Genomic DNA, 26,552 nt, shown 5'->3' with positions numbered 1-26,552 from the left:
GTGTTGGTGCCGTCGGGGTCGGTCCCGTCGGCTGGGTTCCCTCCGCTGGAGGTCCCGTCGGTGTGTGCGGTTCGGTGATCGGTCACGGCTGCTCCTCGTCGTGCGGCGGACGCGCCAGGTGCCCCGTGGCGACGCGTCCACACCCCACCGTTCGCCGTCGCCCTGGGAGAACCGTCCGCGAAGCGCGTCCCGAGACTCGAGACCTCGAACGAAGCGGCGGTGGTGGGTGGCGACGGGGACCATGGCCTGCGGGTCGGCGCACCGCAGCGCCGGTCCGACGTGCGCATCTGGTGCCCGACCCGAACGGGCACCAGGTGTCGTCACGAGGGCCTCTCGGGTCTTCCCGGCGCGTCGATCGCGCGCCAGGATCGCCTGAGAGGGGGTTCACGTTGCGCCCGGTCGCTCACCCGTCCGAGGGCTGCGCCGGCGGGTCGACCGGCATCGGGTGCTCCTGCTGCCAGATCGCGTCCACGTCGGCGAACTCCCGCGGGGAACACTGCGTGTCGAACACGTCCAGGCCGTCCGACGGCGTCGAGTACAGGTACCAAGGGCCCTGCCCGGACGGTCTGCTGCTCCACAGTCCGTCCCTGAACCAGGACAGCGGCGTCGTGCCCGTCGGGATCCCAGCCTGCGTCAGACAGGCCTGCAACCGGTTGAACGCGGCGGTGTACTCGTCCTGGGTGACGACCCCGTCGGCGGTCTCTGCGGCCTGCTGCGCCGACGGCCGGGCGATGGTCGCCGCCTTCGCCCACGACAGCCACACGCCGTAGACGGCGGACGCGTCGGACGAGGTGACCGTGACGGTGGTGCGGCCGGACGCGGACAGGGGCTGCATGGCCCACTCTGGTGTCGAGGAACCCGGGTGGCAACGGGTCGGACCGCCGACCACCGTGCCGTCGACCGTGACGGTGAGCGTGGTCGCGTCACGGCAGGTCCACGAGAGCGTCACGCGGTCGGCGCGCTCCGGGGCGCGGCCGAGCGGGATCGTCGCGTCGCCGTGGTCCGTCTGGAAGACCGGCGTGCCGATGAGTGTGCCGTGGTTGGTCGCTTCGACCTGGTAGCGCGCCGATGTCGCCAGCTCGGTCTCGAGCGCGGTGTCGCCGTTGATCCCCGGCAGCGCCGCGGCCGTCAGCGCGCCGGTCAAGCCGGACCCGAGCACGAACGCGGCGACGACGGCGATCACGGTCGTGCGGGTCGGGCGGGGACGACGCCGCGGGCCGGCGGTTGCGCCCGTGGCGTCGACCTGGGCGGCGATGGCGTCGCGCATCGCGGTGAGTCGTGGGGAGAGCTCGCGGTCGTTCACAGGGTGCCTCCGAGGGGGGTCGCTGAAGCCGAGTACTGCTGTTGGAGCCGGGCCTTCGCCCGGTGGAGACGGGACTTGACCGTGCCGGGCGGAACACCGAGTGCCTCGGCCGCTTCGCGCTCGGAGAGCCCCTCGATGACGCACAGGGTGAGCACCCGCTGGTCGGCCAGGGACAGTCCGCCCAGGGCCGACACCGCTTCGGCGTCGGAGAAGTCGTCGGCGGGATCGGGGGCGTGCACCTCGACCGGGAACCGCGCCAGGAACAGTCGGTGACGACGTGCCGCGCGGGTCAGGTTGTGCGCCGTGTTGGTCGCCGTGACGAGCAACCACGGCAGCAGGGAGTCGTCCACGAAGCGCACCTGGTCGCGCTTGCGCCACGCGTGCAGGAAGACGATGCCGACGACGTCCTCGGCGTCCGAGGGCACGGGCACGAGCGCCCGGACGTGCCGCCGGAGCCGTGGTGCGTGCCGGTCGAACACCCGGCCGAACGCCCGTCCGTCCCCGAGGACGGCGAGCGCCCAGTCGGCGCGGTCACCCGAGTTCTGGTTCATGCCTGACGATGTCCGCACCGTCGCGATCGGTTCCCCACGGACCCAGCTTGGTGGCCCGGCGGCTCGGCGCGGGGCGTCGAGCCGGTGCGTCTCGCGACCACCACCGCCTGACGGTTCGCGTCGTGCCCGTTGCCACGACATCATGGACACTCCGCCAGCAACGAGGAGTCCTGCGTGCCTGACCTGCCCGTCGTGTTCGAAGTCGGGTCGATGATCGCGATCGTCCTGATCCTGCTCGCCGACCTGGTCCTGGTCGCGCGGCGCTCGCACGTGCCGACGGTCAAGGAGTCCGGGCTGTGGGTCGGGCTGTACGTGGGCCTGGCCCTGGTGTTCGCCGTGGTGATGCTCGTCGTCGCCGGGGGAGACGCGGCGGGACAGTTCGTCGCCGGGTGGCTCACCGAGTACAGCCTGAGCATCGACAACCTGTTCGTCTTCGTCATCATCATGGCGCGGTTTTCGGTGCCGAAACCGATCCAGCAGTCGGTGCTGATGATGGGCATCATCATCGCGCTGGTGCTGCGCGGCGTGTTCATCCTGCTCGGCGCCCAGCTGATCGAGGACTTCTCGTGGATCTTCTACCTGTTCGGGGCGTGGTTGATCTGGACCGCCATCCAGCAGGTGCGTGAGGACCACGACGACGACAGTGACCAGCAGGACAGCTTCATCGTCCGGCAGCTGCGTCGCCGAGTCCGGATCACGGACTCGTTCGACGGGATCAAGTTCCGGACCACCCACGACGACGTCCGGCACCTGACACCGATGCTCGTCGTGCTCATCGCGATCGGCACGACCGACCTGCTGTTCGCGCTCGACTCGATCCCGGCGATCTTCGGCATCACCGAGAGCGCGTTCATCGTGTTCACCGCCAACGTCTTCGCGCTGATGGGCCTGCGGCAGCTGTACTTCCTGCTCGGGGGCCTGCTCGAGAAGCTCGTCTACCTGAAGTACGGCATCGCGGTGATCCTGGCGTTCATCGGTGTCAAGCTCGTGCTGCACGCCCTGCACGAGAACGAGCTGCCGTTCATCAACGGCGGCCGTCCGGTGGCGTGGGCGCCGGAGATCACGACGATCACGTCGCTGGTCGTCATCATCGCGTCGATCGGCGTCGCGACCCTCGCCAGCCTGCTCCGCATGCGCCACGAGTCCGCGTCGGAGACGCAGCCGACGGACCGCGGGTCAGCCGGCAGCTGAAGCGCCGCACCGGGCCACCTGACGGACAGGAGGCCCGGTGCCGGCCCGCCACGGGCCTCCGGTCCGACACCTGGCGGACGGGAGGCTCGGTGCCAGCCCGCCGCGGGCCTCCAGTCCGGTGCCGGGTGCGTGACGCGCGCCTCAGCCGCCGGCGGAACCGATCGCGACGAGCAGACATGCGCCCGTGAACACGACCTGCAACACGGTCCGGAGCGGCAGCGGCGTCGTGGGCGAGGCCGGGTGCCGACGTGTCCCGGCGGCGCGGACGTTGGCGGGGAACACCACGACCAGCAGCACCGCGAGTGCGACCGCTGCCAGCGACCGGGTGGCGGGGAGCAGCAGGCTGATCGCTCCGACGACCTCGGCGAGTCCACTCACCGTCACGAGTGCTGCGGCGTTCGGCAGCGCGCGCGGGACGATCGCGACCAGGCCGTCGCGCCGGGGCTGCACGAAGTGTGCGCTGGCCGTCAGCAGGAACATCGCGGCGAGCCCGACGGCCACGGCGGCCGGAACGGTCGCGGTGAACGGCGCAACGCGACCGACGAGCCACGCAGCGGCGGACGTCACCAGCAGGACGATGAACGGAAGCACGCGATCTCCAATCTGGACATTGTCAAGATGGTGACGGACCGACCGTCATCTTGTCAACGTCCAGATCGCGACTAGGGTGACTGCGTGTCCTACCACCACGGCGACCTGCGGGCGGTCCTGGTCGCCGCGGCGGCCGACACGATCGCGCACCAGGGCGTCGCCGCGGTGACACTCCGTGGGCTCGCCCGCTCGGCAGGGGTGTCCCACTCGGCGCCGACGCACCACTTCGGTGACCGCCGCGGCCTGTTGACCGCCGTCGCGGCCGAGGGGTTCCGGCAACTGGCGGTTGCGCTCGGGTCGGCGCCGACGCTGCTCGACATGGCGGACGCGTACGTCGCGTTCGGCACAGGGGTCGGTGCCGGTCACTACGCGGTCATGTTCGACGCGGACGCGGTCGACCCCGAGGACCCGGAGCTGCAGGCCGCACGCGCGGCGAGCAACGACGTGCTGGTCGGCCGGATCGCCGCGCACGGCCACGACGACCCCGATGCGCCGCTGGCGGCCTTCGCACTCGTGCACGGTCTGGTCGCGCTCCACCAGGCGGGCGCGCTCGACCGCTCCCACCCGGACGTCGACCCCCGCGCACTCGTGCGGCGCATCGGCCCGCTGCTGTTCAGCGACTGACGCGGTCCCGGCGCAGCGCCGCCCCGTGTGCATCGCGGCCGTGTCGTCTCAGCCGATCGCGAGGACGTCGAACGCGCGCTCCATGGCCTGCGCCGGTCGACTGCCGTCGTCGTGCAGTGCCCACCACGTCAGCGCGGCACTGGCCGCAGCGGCGACGGCATGCGCGCGGACGGTGACGGCCAGGTCGTCGGTCGGTCGACCTTCGCGTTCGGCGACGAACCGCACGATCGTGTCCGTCAGGGACGTCACCGTCGCCTCGCCACCGCGTTCCAGGGATGGGTTCGCGCGGATGACGCGCAGGCGGTGCCGCGTGACCTCGAGGGCGTCGTCGTCGAACGATGCGGCGACCAGGTACGCGGCGCGCAGTGCGACCCCCGAGGACTCGGCAGCGGGGCGGTGCTGCAGGGAGTCGGTGAAGCGCGCGGCGAACTCGTCCAATCCGCCCCACACCAACGCGGCCTTGCTCGGGAACAAGCGGAACAGTGACCGACGGCTGATCCCGGCGGCAGCGGCGACGTCGTCCATCGACACCGCGTCGAACCCGTCGTCGTCGAAGAGCCGGAGCGCGATGAGTGACACGGCGTCGGGGTCGATCGTGCGCGGACGGCCCGTGGGACGGTCGTTCGTCGGGTTCATCGCTCCCTTTCGGCACTGAGTGCTACAACTGGTCGCGACGCAGTCCGCGTCGCACATCTCGTTCGACGCAGTCCGCGTCGCACATCGAGGAGGCACCATGACCGACACCACCACCACCGGACGGTTCACCGGCAGGACCATCATCGTCACCGGAGCGGGATCCGGCATCGGGCGCGCCACGGCGACCCGGATCGCACACGAGGGCGGCCGGGTCATCGCGACCGACGTCGTCGTCGAACGGCTCGATGCGCTGCGTGCCGAACTGGTCGACACCGCGGGGCTCGCCGTCGAGACCGTCGCCGGCGACGTCGCCGCTGCCGACACCATCGACGCGTTGCTCGCCGCGGCGGGCGACCGCGTCGACGGCCTGGCGAACATCGCGGGCATCATGGACGCCTTCCTGCCCCCGAGCGAGGTCGACGACGCCACGTGGGACCGCGTGTTCAGCGTCAACGTCACCGGGCCGATGCGTCTGACCCGCGCGGTCCTGCCGGGCATGATCCGCGCCGGGCAGGGCGCGGTCGTCAACGTCGCGTCCGAGGCAGCGCTGCGTGGGTCGGCGGCCGGTGCGGCGTACACGGCGTCGAAGCACGCGATCGCCGGCTTCACCAAGAGCGTCGCGTTCTTCCACGGGCCGCAGGGCATCCGCGCGAACGCCGTCGCACCGGGGGCGGTCGCGACGAACATCGAGGCGCCGATGCGCAGCGAGTACGCGGCCGGACGCGTCGGACCGCTGATGCAGACCGTTGTCCCGCCGATCGCCCAGCCCGAGCAGCTGGCGGCGGCGATCACCTGGCTGCTGAGCGACGACTCCGCCAACGTCAACGGGGCGGTGCTGCCGAGCGACGGCGGATGGTCGGTGGTCTGACGGGGGCGAGCCGCGCCTCCAGTCTGAGCACGGTGCGCGGCAGCACCGTGCGCAGTTCCCACTCGGTGCGCGGTTGACGGCTCTGTGCGGGGAAACACCCTCGCACCGACCTGCCAACCGCGCACCGACCGGACCGGGAGCGCGTCGTTCGAGACCTCACACGAACCCCGGCCCGGATGCTGGTTGGCTGGGGACATGGCAGCGATCCTGGTCGTCGAGGACGACCCCGCGATGGGCGCGCTCGTCGAGCGTGGCCTGACGAGCGAGGGCCACACCGTGACGGTCGCCACCGACGGCGTCGCGGCGCTGGTGCTCGCCCGCGAGCACGTCTTCGATGCCGCCGCCATCGACGTGATGCTGCCCGAGATGACCGGGTTCGAGGTGTGCCGACGGCTGCGCGAGATGGGGCAGGACCTGCCCGTGATCCTGGTCACCGCGCGCGACGCGGTCGACGACCGGGTGTTCGGGCTCGACTCCGGCGCCGACGACTACCTGACCAAGCCCTTCGCGATCGCCGAGCTCAACGCCCGGATCCGCGCCCAGTTGCGGCGTCGTGCGGCGGGCACCGCGACGGTCGTGACGGCGGGACGGGTCCGGCTGGACGTGGTCGCCGTGCGCGCCTCGGTCGACGGACGTGACCTGCCGCTCAGCGTCAAGGAGTTCTCGCTGCTGCGCTTCCTGATCCAGGGCAGCCCGGCGACGCGGTCGCGGGCCGAGGTGCTGCAGGAGGTCTGGGGGAGTGCCGAGCACTTCGACCCCACGATCGTCGACCAGTACGTCAGCTACGTTCGGAAGAAGCTCTCCGCCTCTGGCGCAGACGTGTCGATCCGCACCGTGCGCGGTGTCGGCTACGCGCTCGAGGTCGGCTCCGCGTGATGCGGCTCCTGGGGCGCCTGTCCATCCGCGCGCGGATCACGCTCGGCAGCCTGCTCATCGGCGCGGTCGTGCTGGTCGGGGTGGCCGGCGTGCTGCACCTGCAGATCCGTCAGGCGACGCTCGCGACGGACCGGTCCCTGGCCGCAGGCGACGCCGCACCGTTCGTCTCCGACCTGCGCAACAACCCGGATGAACCGCCTGACCGTCCGGCCGAGGACGTCCTGGTCGGCATCCGGCGTGCCGACGGAAGCTGGGTCGTCGACGCCCTGCCGGAAGACGTCCGCCGGGTGCTGCCCACGACGGTGCCGGGCGACGACGTCACCCTGCGCCTGCACACCGACCGTCGGGCCGTCACGGTCGTCGGCACCCCGGTCGTCAACGACCGTGGGCGCTTCGTCGTCTGGGCCGCCCACGACGGCCGCGCCGGGCAGGAGACCCTGGAACGCGTCGACCGGTCCCTGGTGGTCGGCGTGCTGTTCGCCGTCGCGGCGTTCGCGGGCACGGCCTGGCTGCTCTCCACGCTGGCGCTGCGTCCCGTCGCCCGGCTGCGACGCACCGCCGAGGACATCAGCGCCGGCCGCAGCGGCGGACACCTGCCCGTCGGCACGTCGGCCGACGAGCTCGACCACCTGGCGCGGACCCTCAACGCGTTCATCGACCGCCAGCGCGCGGACGCCGCGCGCGAGCGACAGATGGTCTCGGACGCCAGCCACGAACTGCGGACCCCGCTGGCTGCGCTGACCGCGCGGCTGGAGCTGGCGCACCGTGAGTCCGGCGACGCCGAGGCACTCGAACGCGAACTCAGCGCTGCCGAGGTCGACGCGGGCCGGCTCGTCGCACTGGCGAACACGCTGCTCGAGCTCAGCCGGCTGGACGAGGGCGGACCGCAGCCGACCACGCCCGCCCGCGACCTGGTGACGGAGCTGATGGGCAGCGTGGACCGCGCCCGCGCGCTCGGCGGGGTCGAGGACCGCGACATCGACTTCGACGTCGACGTGCCCGACGACGACACGCAGTACGCGATCAGCACCGCGGCCTTCGCCCGCGTCGTCGACAACCTGGTCGCGAACGCGGTCGCCGCCGGCAGTGCGGGTGGCGTGGTGCGGGTGGCGCTCGGCCAGGAGGACCGGCTCGGCCTGGTCCTGCGGGTCACCGACGACGGTCCCGGCGTCCCCACCGACTTCCTGCCGCGCGCGTTCGACCGGTTCACCCGTGCGGACGAGGCCCGGCGCTCCCGGCTCGGCGGCAGCGGGCTCGGGCTCGCGCTCGTCCGCGCGGTCGCCGAGCGGGCCGGCGGGACCGCGACGCTCGGCAACGCACCCGGCGGGGGCGCGGTCGCCGTCGTGCGGCTGCCCACCGCCTGACCGCTCGCAGTGGCGCATCGTTCGAGGTCTCGAACGATGCACACCGTCCGTTCCCGGTCGACGCATAGGAGTCTTCCTCAGGCTGTGTGTCACCCGATCCCCTGCTGAACAGGAGCGCGACGATGATCGACACCGCTCGCCCCACCCGCACCGCCGTCCGACACGCGGTCCCACCCGCTGCCGAGCCGCTCGACGTCGCTGCTCGGCGCCGCCGTCGAGCCAGCCGTCGTCGCACGGCCGCCGGCGACCTGCTCGGCGTCCTGGCCTGGGCGTCGGCTGCTGCCGCGGTCGCGCTCTGGCTGGCCTCGCCCGGGTCGCACACGGTGTCGGGCATCAGCGGCTGGCTGACCGACGCGGGCATCGTCGCGGGGCTGATCGCGACCGACCTGGTCCTGGTGATGCTCGTGCTGGCCGCCCGGGTCCCGCTCATCGACCGCACGTTCGGACAGGACACCGCGATCGCCGTGCACCGGTCGCTCGGCAAGCCCGTGCTGTACCTGCTGCTGGCACACGGCCTGCTGCTCACGCTGGGCTACGGCGCGGCCGACCGGACCAACCCGATCGCCGAGACGATCGCCCTGTTCTCCACCCCGGACATGCCGCTGGCGTACCTGGGCCTCGGCCTGTTCGTCGCCGTCGTCGCGACGTCGCTCGTCGCCGTCCGTCGCCGACTGCCGTACGAGGCATGGCACGCCATCCACCTGCTCAGCTACGCCGCGGTCCTGGTGGCGCTGCCGCACATGCTCAGCGTCGGGAGCGTCCTGGCGAACGGCACCTGGCAGCGCGTGTACTGGATCGCGCTGTACGTGATCGCGCTCGGACTCATCGTCGTGTACCGCTTCCTGATGCCCGTCGTGGTGTCCCTGCGCCACCGCATCCGTGTCGTCGCGGTGGAGCCGATCGCGCCCGGCGTGGTGTCGATCCACCTGACCGGACGCGACCTCGACCGACTGGGCGTGCGCGGCGGGCAGTACGGCGTCTGGCGCTTCTGGACCGCCCGGACCTGGTGGCACGCCCACCCGGTCTCGTTCTCCGCCGTCCCCGGTGCCCGCGCAGCGCGGATCACCGTGCGCGACCTCGGCGCCGGGTCGGCCCGGCTCGGCCGCATCACCCCCGGCGCGGTCGTCTCGCTCGAGGGTCCCTACGGCCTGTTCACCACGCGAGCCCGGACGGCGCCCTTCCTGGCGCTGGTGGCATCGGGGATCGGCATCACCCCGGTCCGCGCGCTGCTCGAGGACACCGACCTGCGACCCGGCGAGGCCACGGTCCTGCTGCGCGGCACGGACACCGACCAGCAGTACCTGTGGCACGAGACCGCTGCCTTGGCCGCCTCGACCGGCAGCGCCTGTTACACGATGGTCGGACCGCGTGCCCGGTCACGCGAGAGCTGGATGACCGAGGACGACGTCCGACGCGGGGTGACGCTGCGCTCGGTGTTCCCGCGGCTGCTCGAGTCCGACCTGTACGTGTGCGGCCCGCAGGCGTGGGCGGACCTGGTCGTCCGTGAGGCCCGGCTCGCCGGCGTCCCCGAACACCAGATCCACCAGGAACGGTTCGCGTCGTGAGGGCCCGCATGGTGGCCGGCGGGATCGTCTCGTCCGCAGCGGTCCTGGTCATCGGCTGGCAGCTCGGCGCCCAGCCGGCGGTCACGACCCCGGTCCAGCCCAGCACGTCGAGCGGCAGCAGTACGTCGAACGGCAGCAGCGCGTCGGGCAGCGGCACGTCGAGCGGCGGGACCTCGTCCGGCAGCGGCACGTCCGGGGGCACCTCGAGCGGGGGCACGTCGAGCGGCGGCACCTCGTCCGGGTCGTCGAGCGCGTCCGGCACGTTCACCGGCACGACCGCCCAGACCCGGTACGGCCCGGTCCAGGTGCAGATCACCGTGGCCGGGGGGAAGATCACCGAGGTGACGGCGCTGCAGCTGACGAACGACGGCGGCCGCTCGGTCGCGATCAGTCAGCAGGCCGCACCGATCCTTCGACAGGAGGCGCTGCAGGCCCAGACCGCGAAGATCCAGGCGGTGAGCGGCGCGACCTACACCAGCGACGGGTACGTCACCTCGCTGCAGTCCGCGATCGACCAGGCGGGACTGTGAGCGTCCGGACGTTCCCGACGATGGGCACCGTGGTGAGCCTGCGCGGTGCCGACGACGCCACCGCGGCCGAGGTCCGCAGCGTGTTCGCCGGGTACGACCACCGGTACAGCCTGTACGACCCCAGCTCCGTGCTGAGCCGTGTGGCCGACGGTGCGCTCCGCCTGCGCGACACCCCGGACCAGGTCCGTGCGACGTACGCGCTCGCACTCGAGTGGCGCGACCGGACCCACGGGGCGTTCACCCCGCACCGCTCGGACGGTGTCGTGGACCTGTCCGGGGTCGTCAAGGCGATGGCCATCCGCGACGCCGGCACCGTGCTCGACGCCCAGGGACACGACTGGATGCTCGGCGTCGGTGGCGACGTGCTGGTCCGCGGGCAGCACGAGGACCAGCCGTGGAGCGTCGGGATCGTCGACCCGGCCGACCGACAGCGGGTGGTCGCGGTCGTCCCGCTCGCCGCACCCCGCCGCGCGGTGGCCACGTCCGGTACGGCCGAGCGCGGCGAGCACATCTGGAGCCGTGCCGCGCCCACGTTCGCGCAGGCCACCGTGGTCGCCGACGACATCGTCACGGCCGACGTGCTCGCCACCGCGATCGTCGCCGGTGACGAGACCGACCTGGCCGGGTTCACGGCGGACGAGGACGTCGACGTCATCGCCTTCGGTGCCGACGGCCGGGTGTGGGCGACGCCGGGCCGCGCGACCGAGGCGTTGACGGCCCCGAGCACCGTGCGCGGTTCGTGCCCGGTGCGCGGTTGACCGCCTGGTGCGGGGAACCGACCTCGCACCGAGCAACCAACACCGCACCGTCCGCCCTCGCACCCGCGCCGCGCCGCGCCGGGCGCCGGTCAGCGGAAGGTGAGGTCGAGCGTCACCTGCCGTGGCCAGAGGGCGTACCGGGGGAGCACGTCGGGCCCGCAGGCCCGTGACCCGAGCCCGTGCTGCGCGGCGTCCAGGTACAGGTGCAGGCGGTCGGACACCGGCAGCTCGTGCGCGTGGTCGACCGCGCTCCGCTGCTGCGCGCTGTGCCGGGCGACCTGGAACCCGGGCAGCGTGGCGCCGTGCCCCTCGGCCGCGGTGACGGCGAGCGGTCCGAGGACCAGCTCGTGCATCCCCGGCCGGTGTCCGGTCTCCTGCGGTCGCGCGTACCGGATGCCCAGGTCGTCGAGCGGCGCGCTGTACCGTCCGACCTGCACGCCGTTGCGCGCGTCGGCGTAGGACTCGTGTGGTCCGGTGCCCCACCACGCGGCGTCCGCGGTCAGATCGCCGGGCAGCTCCAGGTGCAGGCCGATGCGGGGCCAGGTGCAGTCCCACGGACCGATCGGCACCGCGGTCCACCGCAGCCGCAGGCCGTCGTCCGCGCCGGTCCAGTGGAAGGTGGACTCGACGCCGAGCGACGACCCGGCGGGCATCGACCGGACCCGTTGCACCAGGCCCTCGGCTCCGGACGCGACGGACAGCACCCGGTGGGTCAGTCGGTCCAGCCCACGCTCCCGCCACCGGTCGGCAGACGGCGGGACCGACTCGTCACCACGACCGGACGTCAGCTCCGGCAGCACCGTCTCGTACGACCCCTGACCGGCGGCCCGGTCGTTCTCGGTCGGGGCGCGCCAGAGTTCCGCGTGGAGTTCCGCGACCTCGGTGCCGCGCCACGACCGCAGGCTGCCGTCGTCCGCGAACACCGCCGCTGCCGACAGCGTGGTCCGGGCCGGCCGCACGGCGTCCGTCCGGACCACGTCCACGGCGACCTGCGTGCTCGCGACGGTGTGTCCCGCGTCGGCCCAGGCGGCGTCCGCACGCAGGTCCGCGCAGAACGTCAGGTGTGCACGGTGCCCTCGCCGTGCGGCGATCGCCTCGCTCGGCAGCGCGACCGTCACCTCGGCGCCCGGTCGGACGGGAGGCACCTCCAGCGCCCCGTGGTCGACGGTGCGTCCGTCGACGCGCAGCTCCCACGACACGGCCAGGTCCGCCGTGTCGGCGTGCGCGCGCAGGTTCCGGACCGTCAGCGACGACCCGGTCCGGATGAACCGCACCGGCGCCCAGAGCGCTGCCAGGTCTGCCAGTGCGGGCGTGGGTGTGCCGTCCGACAGCACCAGCCCGTCCATCACGAAGACGCCGTCGTGCACGGGCTCGCCGAAGTCGCCGCCGTACCCGAAGTACGCGGTGCCGTCGGGCGTGCGGGTGCGGAGTCCGTGGTCCCGCCACTCCCACACGAAGCCACCGTGCAGCGACGGCCACCGCTCGAAGCGCTCCTGGTACTCGGCGAGCATGCCCGGGCCGTTGCCCATCGCGTGGCCGTACTCGCACAGCAGGAACGGCTTCGCGCGCTGCCGGGCGCCGGCTGCGGGTCCGGTGGTCTCGTGCACCGACATCGTGACCGTGCCGCACACCGAGTCGATCTCCTCGAGCGTCGGGTACATCCGCGAGTACACGTCCGTGTACGCCCCGTCGACGTCGCCCTCGTAGTGGATGGGCCGCGAGGGGTCGCGCTGCCGGATCCAGTCCGCCATCGCCGCCAGGTTGCGTCCCGTACCGGACTCGTTGCCGAGCGACCACATCACGACCGAGGCGTGGTTCTTGTCGCGCTCGACGGTGCGTCGGACCCGGTCCAGGTACGCGTCACGCCACGCGGGGTCGTCCGAGGGGTTGCCGACCCAGTCGACCTCCCAGAAGCCGTGCGTCTCGAGGTCGCACTCCAGCACGACCCAGAAGCCCAGTTCGTCGGCGAGCTCGAGGAACCGCGGGTGCGGCGGCTGGTGCGCCGTGCGGATCGCCTGCACGTTGTGGCGCTTCATGAGCGCGAGGTCGGCGCGCACGGTGTCCTCGTCGAAGACGCGCCCCAGGTCGGGATGGGTCTCGTGCCGGTTCACCCCGTGGAACACCAGCGGCGCGCCGTTGGCCAGCAGCCGGTCCCCGACGACCTCGACGCGGCGGAACCCGACGCGCAGGCGGACCTGTTCGTGGTCGGTCGCCACGACGAGGTCGTACAACCGGGGCTGTTCGGCGGACCAGGCGTCCACGGGACCGACGTCCAGGGTGACGGGCGCTGCGGGGTCGACCCGGGCCTCCAGTCCGGCCTCGGCCAGGCGGACGGTGACCGCCCTGGTGGTGGTGACCGTCTCGATGCGCAGGCTGCCGAGCCCCGTGACGGGGTCGCGGTCAGCGGTGACGAACACGTCGTCGATCCCGTCGGTGGGGCGGTGTTCGAGCGTCACCGAGCGGAACACGCCGGGGAGCCACCACTGGTCCTGGTCCTCGAGGTAGCTGCCCGGTGACCACTGGTGCACGCGGAGCGCGACCGTGTTGGTGCTCGCGCGCAGCACGTCGGTGACGTCGTACTCGACGGCCAGCCGGCTGCCGGTGGACCAGCCCACCGGTGTGCCGTTGACCCACACGCGGGCCAGGGACTCGGCGCCGTCGAGCCGCAGGACGGTGCGGCCCGTGGCGGGCCAGTCCGCGGGGAGTTCGACCGTGCGGACGTGGTCGCCGGTCGGGTTGCGGTCGGGGACGTGCGGTGGGTCCACCGGGAACGGGTAGCGGATGTTCGTGTACCAGGGCGACCCGTGACCGTGCAGGGGCCAGTGGGACGGGACGACCAGGTCGTGCCAGTCGTCACCGTCGGGTGCCTGTGCGGCGAACAACGGCGCGGCGAACGGCGGGGCGGCGAAGGGCGGCACGCCGTCGACCTCGTCGCTCGGGGCGTGGTCGGTGAGCCGGAACCGCCACACGCCGTCGAGCGAGATCGCCCGGGCGTCCGACCGGACCCGTGCGCGCGGTGGCAGGCGCGAGTCCGAACCGGGCGTCGTGGTCCCGAGGGGCCGGACGGCGTGCGGTGCGCTCACTTGATGGCGCCCTTGGCGATGTCCCCGATGAACTGACGGGCACCGATCAGGAACACGACCAGCAGCGGCAGGACGGACAGCAGCGCGCCGGCCATCACCATGCTGTAGTTGTTCGCGAACGTGGTGTTGAGCTGCGCCATCGCGACCTGCAGCGTCAGGTGGTTCGGGTCGTTCAGCACGATGAGCGGCCACAGGTAGTCGTTCCACGAGCCGATGAACGTGAAGATCCCGAGGAACCCCAGGCCCGGACGGATGAGCGGCAGGCACACGGTCCACCACTGCCGGAAGAACCCGGCGCCGTCGATCACCGCGGCGTCCATCAGCTCGTCCGGCACGCTCGACAGGATGTACTGCCGCAGCCAGAAGATGCCGAACGCGTTCGCTGCCGCCGGCACGATGAGCGCCTGCAGGTGCCCGACCCAACCCAGGTTCGTCATGGTGATGAACTGCGGGATCACGGACAGCTGCATCGGCAGCATGAACGTGACGAGCACCACGGTGAACAGGGTCTTGCGCAGCGGGAAGTCGAACTTGGCGAACGTGAACGCGGCGAGCGAGTCGAAGAACAGCACGAGCGCGGTGACGCTCACCGACACGATCACGGTGTTGAGCAGCGCGCCGCCGAAGTCGATCTTGTCGAAGACCTCGCCGATGTTCTGGAACAGCCAGGGGCCGGGGACGAACACCGGCGGCGACTTGTAGATGTCGCTCGTGGTGTTGCTCGCCATCACGAACAGCCAGTACAGCGGGAAGATCGACACCACCGCACCCAGCGTGAGCAGCGTGTAGAGCACCACGCGGGACGTGGACGGCCGGCGGTGGCGGCGGCGTGTCAGGGGCGAACGCGGTTCGGTCTGCGTCGCCGCGGGACGCTGGGTCAGGACGCTCACGACTGTGCCTCTTCCTTGCGGCCGGCGGTGAAGCGCCAGCTGATGATCGTGAACACGACGACGATCAGGAACACGCCCCACGCGATCGCGGCGCCGTACCCGAAGCGGTTGAAGCCGAAGGCCTGCTGGTAGAAGTACAGGACCATGGTCAGGCCGCCCTGCCCGGCTCCACCGCTGTTCGTCGACCCGGCGGTCGTCGTCAGGACCTGGGCCTCGGTGAAGCTCTGCAGGCCCGTGATCGTGCTGACGACCAGCACGAAGATGACCGTGGGGCGCAGCAGCGGCAGGGTGATCGAGAAGAAGCTGCGGAAGGGGCCGGCGCCGTCGATCTTGGCGGCCTCGTACACCTCGCCGCCGATGGACTGCATGCCGGCCAGGAAGATGATCGCGTTGTAGCCCGTCCACTGGTAGGTGATGAGCAGGGACACGGTGACCTGGATGCCGAACGGCGTGCTGAGCCACGGCACCGCGGGCAGGCCGACGGCGTGCAGCAGGGTGTTCGCCAGGCCGAAGTTCTGCCCGAAGATCGAGCCGAACAGCACCGCCATGGCGACGACCGACGTGATGTTCGGGATGAAGTAGGCGATGCGGAGCGCCGTGCTGTAGCGGACGGCGCTGTTGAGCATCGCCGCGACCACGATCGCGATGACGAGCATCGGGAACGTCGACAGCGCGAAGATGACGAAGGTGTTGCGGATCGACAGGTAGAACGTCGGGTCGGCGAAGAGCTTCTGGAAGTTCGACAGGCCCACCCAGGTCGGGTCGCCCAGGCCGTTCCAGTCCTGGAACGACAGCACGAGCGAGTACATCGTCGGGTACAGCCCGAAGACCAGGAACAGGATGAAGAACGGTGCGACGGCGAGGTACATCGGCCAGGTGCGGCGGATGCCCCGCCGGCGGGGCCGGGTGCTCGGACCCGGCCCCGCCAGCGACGGTGCGACGGACGTCGTCACTTGGCGGACTCCAGCGCCGACTTCGCGGCCTTGACGGCGTCGTTCCAGGCCTGGTCCGGGTCCTTGCCCTGGGACTGGATGTTCGTCAGCTGGGTGAAGAACGGTGCCGAGACCTGGGCGTCGTAGGGGCTGGTGTACTTCGTCGGCATCGACTCGATCGACTTCTGGAACACCGAGGCGGTGTCCTGGCCGCCGAAGAACGTGTCGCCCTTGGTCAGCGCCGACTCGTCGAGCGCCTTGGACGAGGACGGGAAGTTGCCGACCTGGCTGTAGGTCGTCGCCTGCGCCGACGGGGCGATGAGCGCCTCGATGACCTTGACCGCGGCCTTCTTGTCCGACGTGGCCGAGGGGATCGTCAGGAACGACCCACCGACGTTGCCGGGGCCGCCCGGTGTCTCCGTCACACGCCACTTGCCCGAGGTGTCCGGCGCGGCGCTCTTGATGTCACCGGCGTGCCAGGCGGCGCCGAGCACGGTCGGCAGCGTGCCCTTGTTGACGGCGGAGGCCCAGTCCGGGCTGCCGTCCTCGATGCCGGCGACGATGCCGTCCTTCTCGGCGGTGACCGCGCGGTCCCAGGCCTGCTTGACCGTGTCGCTGTCGCCGGTGAACTTCCCCGACTTGTTCACGAAGCCGGAGTCGGCCTGCGCCATCGACCAGCTGAAGACGTCGCTCATCGACACCTCGAGCGACGCGCCCGTCTTCTCCTTGAGCTGCTTGCCGAAGGCGAAGTACTTGTCCCAGGTGCTGGTGGCGTCCGCGACGGCTGCGGGCTCGGAGGGCAGCCCCGCCTTCGCCAGGACGTCCTGCCGGTAGAACAGCGCCGAGGGGCCGATGTCCGTGGGCAGCCCGATGAGCTTGCCGTCGGCGGTGGTGGCCTCGGCGAGCTTCCACTTCGGGAACTGCGCGAGGTACGACGCCGGCACCAGGTCCTTCAGGTCGGTGAACAGGCTCGACTGCTGCAGGAAGTAGGGCATGTCCTCGCCCTTGACGCCGGTGATCGACGGGATGTTGCTCTTGCCCGTGAAGGTCGTGACGAGCTTCTGCTTGAAGTCACCACCGATGACGCTGACCTGCAGCTTGTCGGAGCTGAACTCCTTCTTGGTGCTCGAGACCACGGAGTCGCCGACGGCGCCCGGCCACAGCCAGGTGGTGAGCTTGCCGGACGAGGCCGACGAGCCGGCGGAGCAGCCGGTGAGGACGATGGCCGCGGCGACCGCGGTGGCGAGGACCGCGGCGGTGCGGCGACGCGTCGTGGAGGTGCGCATGGGGTGTCTCCTGGGTTCGGGAAGTGGGGCTCGGGAGTGGTGCTGGGCGGTGGTGCGGGGAGTGGAGCAGGTGGTGGGTCAGGGGGTCCGGTCCGCGACGGGCGCGGCCAGGGACGGGAGGCTCGTGGCCAGGAACCCGAACCGGTCCGGATCCGCGGCGGCCGGGTTGGCAGCCAGCCACGGGGCGAGGTCACCGGCCCGGGGGGCGGTGGAGGCGCCTCCGGGCCGGGAGACGGTGATCGCCGCGACGAGCGCGGCGAAGTCGACGCGCTCCCGCAGCGGCAGGTCGGTGAGCGACGCCACGGCGAGTGCCGCGCAGAACACGTCACCCGCGCCGGTCGCGTCGACGGCGCGGACCCGGACGGGCGCGGCCACGACCTCGTCGCCGGTGGCCGAGTCGACGGCGACGACGCCCTCGGCGCCCCGGGTGACGACGCTGAGCGGCACGCGCTCGGCGAGGGCCCGTGCGGCACGGACCGGGTCGTCGGTGCGGGTGTAGGCCATCGCCTCGCGGTCGTTCGGCGTGAACGCGTACGCGCCGTCGATCGCGTCGAGGAGCGCCGGGTCCCAGGTGCCGGTGGCGTCCCAGCCGACGTCGGCGAACACGCGCAGGCCGCGGTCGCTGCTGGTGCGTACCCAGTCAGCGGTCGTCGCGTCCACGTGGAGTGCCGCGACGCGCCCGCCCTGGGCGGGGAGCAGGTCGCCGAGGGGGACGGGAGACGCCGTGCCGCCGGTGACGATCGCGCGGTCGCCGCCGTACCCCAGGCACGCGCTGACGGGGACGGTCCAGCCCGGCATCGTGCGCAGGAGCCCGGTGCCGATGCCCTCGGCCGCCAGCGACGCGCGGCACAGGTCGCTCAGGGCGTCGTCCCCGACGGCCGCGCAGGCGTCGGTGCTTGCACCCAGGCGGGCGGCGGCGATCGCGAAGTTGGCTATCCCGCCCGGGGTCCAGGCGAAGTGCGGCGTCCAGTGCTCCTCGCCCAGGACGGGTGCGCCGTGCAGGTCCGCGAACACCGCGTCGAAGAACAGCAGGCCGGCTACGAGAACGTCGGCATGGAGCACGTCGGCATCGAGCACGTCGGCATCGGTGCGGGGGTGCATTCGGTCGTGCATCGCGGTCTCCATCGGTCGGCGCTGAGGAAGTTGTAACACAGATCGATCCGCATCGCGCATATTTTTGGTTGAAGATGGTTGCAACTTGAGCGAATTTGATCGCTAAGCTGAGGCACATGAAGGACATCCGCGATCTCGCCATCCTCGATCGGCTGCGCGCAGCCCGTGCCGCATCGGTGACCGACCTGGCCGAGGCGACCGGGTCCAGCGTCGCGACGATCCGCCGCGACCTGCAGCGCCTCGACGACGCCGGCCTGTTGCGGCGCACCCGGGGTGGCGCCGTGCTGGCGGACGGGCACGAGGGCGACGCCCCGTTCCCCGAGGTCGAGACCGTGCACCGCGACGAGAAGGTCCGCATCGCCCGCGCGGCGGCCGACCTGATCGAGGACGGCCACACCGTGGTGCTCGACATCGGCACGACGGTCCTGCAGCTCGCGATGCTGCTGCGCGGACGCCCCGTGACGGTCATCACGGCCAACATGGCGGTGTTCGAGGCGCTCAAGGACGACGCTGCCGTGCACCTGGTGCTGCTGCCGGGCGACTACGACCCCGTGTACCACTGCGTCTCGGGCCCCCTGACCACCGACTCGCTCCGACTCATCCGTGCCGACCACGCCTTCCTGGGCGTCAGCGGGATCTCGGCGAGCGGCGACCTGCGCGACACCACGATCGCCCAGGTCCCCATCAAGCAGGCGATCGCCACCGCGTGCGACGAGGTCACCGTCCTCGCCGACAGCAGCAAGTTCCCGGGCACCGGGGCAGCGCGCATCGACCTGCCGTCGTCGATCGTGCGGGTCGTCACCGACGCCGAACCGCCGGTCCCGGTCGCCGCCGCGTTCGCCGCGCACGGCGTGGAGGTCCTGGTCCCGTGAAGCTCGTCATGATCGGCGGTGGTGGGTTCCGCACACCGCTGGTGTACTCCGCCCTGCTCCGCGACCACGCCCCCGGGCGGGTCACCGAGGTCGCCCTGGTCGACGTCGACGCAGACCGGCTGCGCACCATGGCGCGCATCCTCGCCGACCAGGCCACCGGGGTGACCGACGCCCCGACCGTCTCCGTGCACACCGACGTCGAAGCCGCGCTCCCCGGTGCCGACTTCGTGTTCTCCGCGATCCGCGTCGCGGGCATGGAGGGCCGTGCCACCGACGAGCGCATCGGACAGTCGCACGGCGTCATCGGGCAGGAGACCGTCGGGTTCGGCGGGATCTCCTACGCGCTCCGCACGCTGCCCATCGTGATGGAGCTGGCGCGGACGATCCGCCGTCTGGCGCCGGACGCCTGGGTGATCAACTTCACCAACCCCGCCGGTGTGGTCACCGAGGCGATGTCGACCGTGCTGGGCGACCGCGTGATCGGCATCTGCGACTCGCCGATCGGCCTGGCACGTCGCGCACTCGGCACGCTCGGCATCCAACACGGGCCCGACGTCGAGCTGGAGTACGCGGGGCTGAACCACCTGGGCTGGCTGACCGCGCTGCGCGTCGACGGGGTCGACCGGCTGCCCGAGGTCCTCGCCGAGCCCGCGCGCATCGAGTCCTTCGAAGAGGGTCGGCTGTTCGGCGCGGAGTGGGTGCAGGCGCTCGGGGCGCTGCCGAACGAGTACCTGCACTACTACGCCTACCGCCGCGACGTGCTGCAGGCCGACCAGTACGCGCCGCACACCCGCGCGCGCTACCTGGTCGAGCAGCAGGACCGCTTCTGGGCGGACGCCGCGCACAGCGCGCAGCCGTTCCACACCTGGCAGGAGTGCCGCCACGACCGCGAGTCGACCTACATGGCGACGAACCGTGACTCGGTCGGCATGGGGGAGCGCGACCTCGAGGACATGACCTCTGGTGGCTACGAGGACGTCGCGCTGTCGCTCATGCGCGGCATCGCGTACGACCAGCCCGCCCGGCTCATCCTCAACGTGCCGAACCGGGGCACGCTCGCCGGGCTCGACGACGATGCCGTGGTCGAGGTCCCGTGCACCGTCGACGCGTCCGGGGCGCACCCGATCGCCGGGGCCCGCGTGCCCGACTTCGGGCTCGGCACCGTCACCGCGGTGAAGTACGTCGAGCGCCAGACGATCGAGGCGGCGCTGCACGGCTCCCGTGCGGCCGCGCTGCGGGCGCTCGCACACCACCCGCTCGTCGACTCCGTCCGGATCGCCCGGGCGCTGCTCGACGACGCGACCTCGTCGTTCCCGCACCTGTCGTACCTGTCCTGACCCGCGCCTCCAGGACGCCCTGATCCCGTCCTGGAGGCGCGTCCCGCCCCGTCGAAGAAAGCCCGCCATGCACCAGAACCAGAAGCTCGTCGAGGAGCGCATCGAGCGCGTCCTGAACGAACGGATCGTCCCCGCCGTCCACCAGGCCCGCACGCCCGTCGCACTGCGCGCGTGGCAGGTGCCCGATGAACCGGTGCCCGCGGCCGAGGCCCTGGCCGCCGAGTACCGCCCCTTCGCGGTCGGTGAGCCGTGGGGCCGTGCGTGGTCGACCTGGTGGTTCGAGGTCACCGGCACCGTGCCGACCGAGTGGGCCGGACGGACCGTCGAGCTGCTCGTCGACCCGGGGTTCCAGGGCGACTGGCCCGGCAACCAGGCCGAGGGGCTGCTGCACACCCCGGACGGCACGCCGGTCAACGGCATCCACCCGCGCAACCACTACCTGCGCATCGCGGACCAGGCCGTGGGCGGCGAGCAGGTGCACTACTTCCTCGAGGCCGCGGCCAACCCGGACATCCTGGTCAACGAGTTCGTGCCGACGAAGTACGGCTCGAAGAAGACCGCGCCCGAGACACCGATCTACACGTTCCGCACCGCAGAGCTCGCCGTCTTCGAGCCCGAGGTCTGGGCGCTCCGGTTCGACGTCGAGGTGCTGTTCCAGATGGTGCGGGAGCTGCACGACACCGACCCGCGCCGCCACGAGGTGCTGCGCGACCTGGAGCGTGCGATGGACGTGCTGGCGCTCGACGACATCGTCGGCACCGCAGCCGCGGCCCGCGCCGAGCTCGCCGGTGCCCTCGCCAGCCCGGCCAACCGCTCCGCCCACCGCCTGAGCGGCATCGGGCACGCGCACATCGACAGCGCCTGGCTCTGGCCGATCCGTGAGACCAAGCGCAAGACCGGCCGGACGTTCTCGAACGTGCTCGCCCTGGCCGAGCAGTACCCGGACCTGAAGTTCGCGGCGTCGAGCGCCCAGCAGTACGCCTGGGTCAAGGAGCGGTACCCGTCGGTGTTCGCCGGCATCAAGGACGCCATCGCCCGTGGTCAGTGGATCGTCGTCGGGTCGCAGTGGATCGAGCCGGACGGCAACCTGCCCGGCGGCGAGGCCATGGTCCGGCAGATCACGCAGGGCTTGCGGTTCTTCGCGGACGAGCTCGACGTCGAGACCCACGGCATCTGGCTGCCCGACTCGTTCGGCTACACGGCGGCGTTCCCGCAGATCGCCAGGCTCGCCGGACTCGACTGGTTCCTGACGCAGAAGCTCTCGTGGAACCAGACGAACACCTTCCCGCACCACACCTTCTGGTGGGAGGGCATCGACGGCTCGCGGATCTTCACCCACTTCCCGCCGATCGACACGTACAACGCGACGCTCGAGGGCGAAGAGCTGCACCACGCCGTGCGGCAGTTCCGCGAGAAGGGCGGTGCGACCACGTCCCTGGTGCCGTTCGGGTACGGCGACGGCGGCGGCGGTCCCATCCGCGAGATGATGGAGCGTCAGCGCCGGGTGGAGTCCCTCGAGGGCTCGCCGCGCGTCGAGGTGGAGCACCCGGACGACTTCTTCGCCCGAGCCCGCCAGGAGTACCCGGACGCCCCGGTCTGGGTCGGCGAGCTGTACCTCGAGCTGCACCGCGGCACCTTCACGTCGCACGCCCGCGAGAAGCGGGGCAACCGCCGCGCCGAGCACCTGTTGCGCGAGGCCGAGCTGTGGTGGACCGCGGCCGCACTGCGTGGTGCCGACTACCCGTACGACACGTTCGACCGTCTGTGGCAGGCGACGTTGCTCCAGCAGTTCCACGACATCCTGCCCGGGTCCTCGATCCAGTGGGTGCACGAGGAGAACGAGGAGACCTACCGCCGCAACCACGCCGAGATCGAGCAGCTCGCCCTCGACGCCCTGGCCGCACTCGGCGCCACGGGGGACGACGCCGGCGCGGTCGCGAACCCCGCCGACCACGCGCGCCGCGAGCTCCTCGTCGACCCCGACGGACGGGCCGTCGGGGTCGTCGAGGTCCCCGGGCACGCGGTCGTCCCGGTGCGCGCGGTGACCCCGGAGCACCCGGTCACGGTCGTGCAGGAGGACGACGGCATCGTGCTCGACAACGGGCTGGTGCGCGTGCACGTCGACACCGAGGGGCTGCTCGACTCGATCCGCGACCTGGCTGCCGACCGCGAGCTCGTCCCCGAGGGGCGATCCGCCAACCTGCTCCACCTGCACGAGGACCTGCCGAACGCGTGGGACGCGTGGGACATCGACGCGCACTACCGCCGCTCGGTGGTCGAACTCCGCGCCACGGACCGCATCGAGCTGGACACCGACGGCGACCTGCGCGCCGTCGTTCGTGTGCACCGGACGTTCGGCTCGTCCGAGCTCGTGCAGACCGTCGCCGTGCACGCCGACGACGTGCGCGTGCACCTCGGCGTCGACCTCGAGTGGCAGGAACGCGAGAAGCTGCTCAAGGCCTCGTTGCCGTTCGTCGTGCACGCGCAGCACCACAGCGCCGAGATCCAGTTCGGCCACCTGCGCCGCCCGACCCACACGAACACCTCGTGGGACGACGCCCGCTTCGAGGTGATGGCGCACCGGTGGGTGCACGTCGAGGAACCGGGCTACGGCATCGGTGTGACGAACGCCGGCACGTACGGGCACGACATCACCCGTCGCGTCGGTGACCTGGGCGAGGTCGAGACCGAGGTCCGCCTGAGCCTGGTCCGCGGTGCGCAGTCGCCCGACCCCCAGCAGGACCTGGGTCACCACACGTTCGCGTACGCGGTCCACCCGGGCGCCGACATCGCCGCGACGGTCGCGAGCGGGTACGACCAGAACCTGCCGCTGCGGGCGTTCCCGGGGGCAGCGGCCGCCGAGGACCTGCACGTGCCGGTCGTGTCCTCGTCACCCGGGGTGCGCGTGGAGTCGGTGAAGCTCGCCGACGACCGGTCGGGCGACATCGTCGTCCGGCTGTACGAAGCGCTCGGTGCGCGGACCGACACCGAGGTCGACCTGCGACTCGACGCGGTGTCGGTCGAACAGGTCGACCTGCGCGAGCGCCCGCTGTCCGACCCGGCCCTGACTGCGCGGCACTTCGCGTGGACGGGCGGCCCGGTGTCGCTCGGGCTCCGGCCGTTCCAGGTGGTCACGCTGCGGGTGCGTCCCCGCGCCTGACGGAGCACGGTGCGGCGTTCCGGCGCGGTGTGCCGTGCGCGGTTGACGGTTCGGTGCGCGGGAGCACCGTGCGGCGTTCCGACGCGGTGCGCGGTTGGCGGCTCGGTGCGGGGAAACACCCTCGCACCGAGCGACCAACCTCGCACGGACGGCGAACCTCGCACGGTGCGCGGCGGCACGCCATCGCCTCAGCCGCTGAGCCGCCGGACCTGCTCAGCCGCCGCGGCGCCCCAGCCCGTCGGGTCGTCGCCGGGCGGTACGAAGGCCAGGGACGTCCACAGCACCAGGACGTCCCACCACGCGGCCTCGACCGACGACAGCGGGCTGACCGACTCGTACGCCTGGCGGAACGCCGCCTGGACGTCCGCCCCGACCGGCGCCCAGTCGTGGAAGCGCGTCCCGAGCAGCACGGCCGCCCGTGCGAGTTCGACCACGCGGTGGTCGACCCGCAGGTCCTCGAAGTCGACCAGCCCGACGACCCGGCCGTCCGCGCACAGCACGTTGGCGGACCGGACGTCGCCGTGGACGACCTGCACGGGCAGCGGTTCCGCGGGCAGCGCGCCGAGGAGCGTCCGGAGCAGCTCGAGCCCGTCCGACGGCAGGTGCACCGGTGCGCCCTCGAGCCACTGCTGCACCTGCGATGTCAGCGGAGCGGGCGTCGGCCGGACGGCGGCGACGGCGCCCGCTGCCGGGTACGGCACCAGGGCGTCGTGCAACTCCGCCACCACCCGACCCACCGACCGCACGGCGGCCGGGTCGTCGACGTCCAGCAGCTCGCCGACCAGGACCCGCTGCAGCCCGGCGGACACCCCGTCGACCTCGACCTGCACGGACCCGTCGAGGGCTGGCACGGGCGCCGACACCGGCAGCCCCCGGTCGCCGAGCCACGCGACCACGTCGGCGGCGGCCGCCAAGCGCGGGAACCGCGAGGACTCCACGCACCACTTGAGCAGCACCGGGTCGTCGTCGGTGTCGAGCCACGCCAGCGCGTTCCGGTCGCTCATCACGATCCGCGAGCACGCGGTCGCGGCGACGCCCCAGTGCGTCCGGACGGTCGCGATCGCCCACGTGGCCGCGTCGTCCTCGGTCGCGAACCCGAACCGGTCCCGCAGCGCCAGAGCGGCGTCGGTCGTCTCCCACAGCATCGTGATCCCCATGGGGGCAGACTGGCGCACGTTCCTGGGACCCGGCGGACTGGAGGCTCGTGGCGGGCCCGCCACGGGCCTCCAGTCCGTCAGCGGTCGGCGAAGCCGCCGAGCATCCCCGAGATGAACCGCTTCTGCAGGAAGAAGTACAGGACCACGATCGGCAGCGCGACGATCACCCCGGCCGCCGACAGCAGCGAGTAGTCGGTCAGGTGGGCACCCTTGAAGAAGGCCAGGCCGAGCGGGGCGGTGCGGTGGTCCTCGCTCGTGATGAGGACCAGCGGCAGCAGGAACTCGTTCCAGGTCCACATCGTGATGAGCAGCGCCATCGTCATGATCGGGGCGACGGCCGCGGGCACGATCACCTGCCACAGCAGCTTGACGTCGCGGGCACCGTCGAGCCGTGCGGCCTCGATGACCTCGCCGGGGAAGCTGCGGAACTGGCTGCGCATCCAGAAGATCCCGAAGGCCAGGGACTGCGCGGTCTGCGGCAGGATCAGGCTGGTGTACGTGTCGGTCAGACCCACCGAGCGCAGGTTGAAGTACAGCGGGATGATGAACGCCTCGGCGGGGAGCATCAGGCCGGCCAGCATCACGAAGAAGATGACGTTCGAGCCGAAGAAGTCGAGTCGGGCGAACGCGAACCCGGCGAATACGGCCAGCACGGTCGTGAGCACGACGACCGACACCGTCACCAGGACGCTCGACAGCATGTACGACGCGAAGTGCCCCTGGTTCCAGGCTGCGCCGAAGTTGCCCAGGTCGATCCGGGTCGGCACGCTGAACCCACCGGAGTTCTCGGCCGACGGCGTCACCGACGACAGCAGCACCCCGATCAGCGGGATGATCGCGAACAGCGCGAACAGCGTCAGGATGACGTAGTCGACGGTCTTCTCGCGGACGGAGATCCTCATGCGACGTCCTTCGGCTGCAGACGGCTGATCAGGGCCGTGACGATCATGATGACGACGGTCAGCGACACCGCGACGGCGGCGGCCGACCCGACCTGCCCGGTCTGGAACGCCCGGTTGTACGCCTCGAACGCCGGCACCGACGTCGAGTTGCCCGGTCCACCGCTCGTCGTGACGTAGACCAGGTCGAACGTCTTGAGCGCCGACACCACGGTCAGGGTCAGCGCCGCGGCGATCTGCCCGCGGAGCGAGGGGAGCGTGATCGAGAAGAACTCGCGCACCGCCCCGGCGCCGTCGATGCGGGCCGCCTCGAACAGGCTCGGGTGGATGTTGCCCACGCCGGACAGGAACAGCACCAGGCAGAGCCCGACGTTCAGCCACGTGCCGACGAACCCGATCGCCGGCAGCGCGGTGTCGTACCCGCCCAGCCACACCTGCGCCAGCTGCCCGAGCCCGACCAGGCGGAGCGCGTCGTTCAGCAGCCCGTCCGCCGAGTAGATCGACACCCAGATCGTCGCGACGACGACCGACGCGATGACCTGGGGCAGGAACAGCACCGTGCGGAAGAACGACATCCCGCGCAGCCCGTTCGCCCGTGAGATCAGCGCCGTCAGGAACAGCGCCACGGCGACGGGGACGGCGGCGTAGAACACCATGAGCACCAGCGCGTGCCCGAACGACGCCCGCAGCTGCGTGTCCGTGAACACGCCGACGTAGTTCGAGAACCCCGCCCACGTCGCCGCGGACAGGCCGTCCCAGTCGTAGAACGAGTACTGGATGCTCTGCAGGAACGGCACCCCGAGGAACACGGCGAACACGACGAACGCCGGCAGGATGTAGAGGTACGCGACGAGGCTCCGCCGCCGCTTGCGGACGCCGCCGGTCGCCTGGCGGGTCCGCCCACGGCGGGCGCTGCGCTCGGCAGCACCCGCCGTCGTTCCGGTGAACTGGGTCACGTGGCAGTCC

23 protein-coding genes are annotated in these 26,552 nt (G+C 71.8%); 11 read left to right on the top strand and 12 right to left on the bottom strand.

Annotated elements, in window-relative coordinates:
• Positions 1–403: 403 nt before the first annotated feature.
• Positions 404–1,303: a hypothetical protein gene (locus MT346_RS15245; protein ID WP_243563946.1), complete on the bottom strand. Its 900-nt coding sequence runs from the start codon at positions 1,301–1,303 to the stop codon at positions 404–406.
• On the bottom strand, positions 1,300–1,854 hold the full coding sequence (locus tag MT346_RS15240) for an RNA polymerase sigma factor (RefSeq protein WP_243563945.1): 555 nt from the start codon (positions 1,852–1,854) through the stop codon (positions 1,300–1,302). The genes MT346_RS15245 and MT346_RS15240 overlap by 4 nt, the downstream gene beginning before the upstream one ends.
• Before the next feature lie 210 nt (positions 1,855–2,064).
• Between MT346_RS15240 and MT346_RS15235 the strand changes: the two genes are divergently transcribed.
• Positions 2,065–3,045, top strand: a complete 981-nt coding sequence (locus MT346_RS15235; RefSeq protein ID WP_374202533.1) for a TerC/Alx family metal homeostasis membrane protein — start codon at positions 2,065–2,067, stop codon at positions 3,043–3,045.
• A gap of 141 nt (positions 3,046–3,186) precedes the next feature.
• Here MT346_RS15235 and MT346_RS15230 read toward each other — a convergent pair whose 3' ends face one another.
• Positions 3,187–3,636: a hypothetical protein gene (locus tag MT346_RS15230; protein WP_243563943.1), complete on the bottom strand. Its 450-nt coding sequence runs from the start codon at positions 3,634–3,636 to the stop codon at positions 3,187–3,189.
• A gap of 84 nt (positions 3,637–3,720) precedes the next feature.
• On the opposite strand from MT346_RS15230, the gene MT346_RS15225 reads away from it, so the two are divergent.
• Positions 3,721–4,260, top strand: coding sequence for a TetR/AcrR family transcriptional regulator (locus MT346_RS15225; RefSeq protein WP_243563942.1), 540 nt, complete (start codon positions 3,721–3,723; stop codon positions 4,258–4,260).
• 48 nt (positions 4,261–4,308) lie between these two features.
• Here the strand turns inward: MT346_RS15225 and MT346_RS15220 are convergent, their stop codons facing one another.
• On the bottom strand, positions 4,309–4,896 hold the full coding sequence (locus MT346_RS15220; protein WP_243563941.1) for a TetR family transcriptional regulator: 588 nt from the start codon (positions 4,894–4,896) through the stop codon (positions 4,309–4,311).
• A 97-nt stretch (positions 4,897–4,993) separates the two neighbouring features.
• On the opposite strand from MT346_RS15220, the gene MT346_RS15215 reads away from it, so the two are divergent.
• From MT346_RS15215 to MT346_RS15190, 6 genes are all read left to right on the top strand, one after another.
• Positions 4,994–5,764 (top strand): SDR family NAD(P)-dependent oxidoreductase, encoded by a 771-nt coding sequence (locus MT346_RS15215; RefSeq protein ID WP_243563940.1) that lies wholly within the window; start codon positions 4,994–4,996, stop codon positions 5,762–5,764.
• A gap of 195 nt (positions 5,765–5,959) precedes the next feature.
• Positions 5,960–6,640 carry a response regulator transcription factor gene (locus tag MT346_RS15210; RefSeq protein ID WP_243563939.1) on the top strand — a complete coding sequence of 227 codons (681 nt, stop codon included), beginning with the start codon at positions 5,960–5,962 and terminating at the stop codon, positions 6,638–6,640.
• A complete protein-coding gene (locus tag MT346_RS15205; protein ID WP_243563938.1) occupies positions 6,640–8,004 on the top strand; it encodes a cell wall metabolism sensor histidine kinase WalK in 1,365 nt (454 codons plus the stop codon). The genes MT346_RS15210 and MT346_RS15205 overlap by 1 nt, the downstream gene beginning before the upstream one ends.
• Positions 8,005–8,126: 122 nt before the next feature.
• Positions 8,127–9,569: a ferric reductase-like transmembrane domain-containing protein gene (locus MT346_RS15200; protein WP_243563937.1), complete on the top strand. Its 1,443-nt coding sequence runs from the start codon at positions 8,127–8,129 to the stop codon at positions 9,567–9,569.
• Entirely contained in the window at positions 9,566–10,099 is a 534-nt protein-coding gene (locus MT346_RS15195) for an FMN-binding protein (protein ID WP_243563936.1), read from the top strand. Before MT346_RS15200 ends, MT346_RS15195 begins: the two co-directional genes overlap by 4 nt.
• Positions 10,096–10,857 carry an FAD:protein FMN transferase gene (locus tag MT346_RS15190; RefSeq protein WP_243563935.1) on the top strand — a complete coding sequence of 254 codons (762 nt, stop codon included), beginning with the start codon at positions 10,096–10,098 and terminating at the stop codon, positions 10,855–10,857. The genes MT346_RS15195 and MT346_RS15190 overlap by 4 nt, the downstream gene beginning before the upstream one ends.
• Positions 10,858–10,946: 89 nt before the next feature.
• On the opposite strand, the gene MT346_RS15185 is transcribed toward MT346_RS15190, so the two are convergent.
• From MT346_RS15185 to MT346_RS15165, 5 genes are all read right to left on the bottom strand, one after another.
• Positions 10,947–13,940, bottom strand: coding sequence for a glycoside hydrolase family 2 TIM barrel-domain containing protein (locus MT346_RS15185; protein ID WP_243563934.1), 2,994 nt, complete (start codon positions 13,938–13,940; stop codon positions 10,947–10,949).
• Positions 13,937–14,830, bottom strand: a complete 894-nt coding sequence (locus MT346_RS15180) for a carbohydrate ABC transporter permease (protein WP_243563933.1) — start codon at positions 14,828–14,830, stop codon at positions 13,937–13,939. The genes MT346_RS15185 and MT346_RS15180 overlap by 4 nt, the downstream gene beginning before the upstream one ends.
• Positions 14,827–15,783, bottom strand: a complete 957-nt coding sequence (locus tag MT346_RS15175; protein ID WP_243563932.1) for a carbohydrate ABC transporter permease — start codon at positions 15,781–15,783, stop codon at positions 14,827–14,829. Before MT346_RS15175 ends, MT346_RS15180 begins: the two co-directional genes overlap by 4 nt.
• On the bottom strand, positions 15,780–17,048 hold the full coding sequence (locus MT346_RS15170) for an ABC transporter substrate-binding protein (protein ID WP_243563931.1): 1,269 nt from the start codon (positions 17,046–17,048) through the stop codon (positions 15,780–15,782). The genes MT346_RS15175 and MT346_RS15170 overlap by 4 nt, the downstream gene beginning before the upstream one ends.
• Before the next feature lie 78 nt (positions 17,049–17,126).
• The gene (locus tag MT346_RS15165) at positions 17,127–18,161 is read right to left on the bottom strand and encodes a carbohydrate kinase family protein (RefSeq protein WP_243563930.1); all 1,035 of its coding nucleotides are present in this window, start codon (positions 18,159–18,161) and stop codon (positions 17,127–17,129) included.
• Positions 18,162–18,277: 116 nt separating this feature from the next.
• Here MT346_RS15165 and MT346_RS15160 point away from each other — a divergent pair, with 116 nt between their 5' ends.
• The 3 genes from MT346_RS15160 to MT346_RS15150 all read left to right on the top strand — a co-directional run bounded on the left by MT346_RS15160 (position 18,278) and on the right by MT346_RS15150 (position 23,530).
• Positions 18,278–19,033, top strand: coding sequence for a DeoR/GlpR family DNA-binding transcription regulator (locus tag MT346_RS15160; RefSeq protein ID WP_056125804.1), 756 nt, complete (start codon positions 18,278–18,280; stop codon positions 19,031–19,033).
• Positions 19,030–20,370, top strand: a complete 1,341-nt coding sequence (locus MT346_RS15155; protein ID WP_243563929.1) for a 6-phospho-beta-glucosidase — start codon at positions 19,030–19,032, stop codon at positions 20,368–20,370. Before MT346_RS15160 ends, MT346_RS15155 begins: the two co-directional genes overlap by 4 nt.
• Before the next feature lie 67 nt (positions 20,371–20,437).
• Positions 20,438–23,530: a glycoside hydrolase family 38 C-terminal domain-containing protein gene (locus MT346_RS15150; RefSeq protein ID WP_243563928.1), complete on the top strand. Its 3,093-nt coding sequence runs from the start codon at positions 20,438–20,440 to the stop codon at positions 23,528–23,530.
• Between the two features lie 188 nt (positions 23,531–23,718).
• Here the strand turns inward: MT346_RS15150 and MT346_RS15145 are convergent, their stop codons facing one another.
• The 3 genes from MT346_RS15145 to MT346_RS15135 all read right to left on the bottom strand — a co-directional run bounded on the left by MT346_RS15145 (position 23,719) and on the right by MT346_RS15135 (position 26,542).
• On the bottom strand, positions 23,719–24,687 hold the full coding sequence (locus MT346_RS15145; RefSeq protein WP_243563927.1) for a phosphotransferase: 969 nt from the start codon (positions 24,685–24,687) through the stop codon (positions 23,719–23,721).
• Positions 24,688–24,764: 77 nt separating this feature from the next.
• Entirely contained in the window at positions 24,765–25,589 is an 825-nt protein-coding gene (locus MT346_RS15140; RefSeq protein ID WP_243563926.1) for a carbohydrate ABC transporter permease, read from the bottom strand.
• Positions 25,586–26,542, bottom strand: a complete 957-nt coding sequence (locus tag MT346_RS15135; RefSeq protein ID WP_243563925.1) for a carbohydrate ABC transporter permease — start codon at positions 26,540–26,542, stop codon at positions 25,586–25,588. Before MT346_RS15135 ends, MT346_RS15140 begins: the two co-directional genes overlap by 4 nt.
• Positions 26,543–26,552: the final 10 nt, after the last annotated feature.

Source organism: Curtobacterium sp. VKM Ac-2922 (genome assembly GCF_022815645.1).
Classification (GTDB): Bacteria; Actinomycetota; Actinomycetes; order Actinomycetales; family Microbacteriaceae; genus Curtobacterium.
This window is presented reverse-complemented; position numbering and strand designations above follow the sequence as displayed.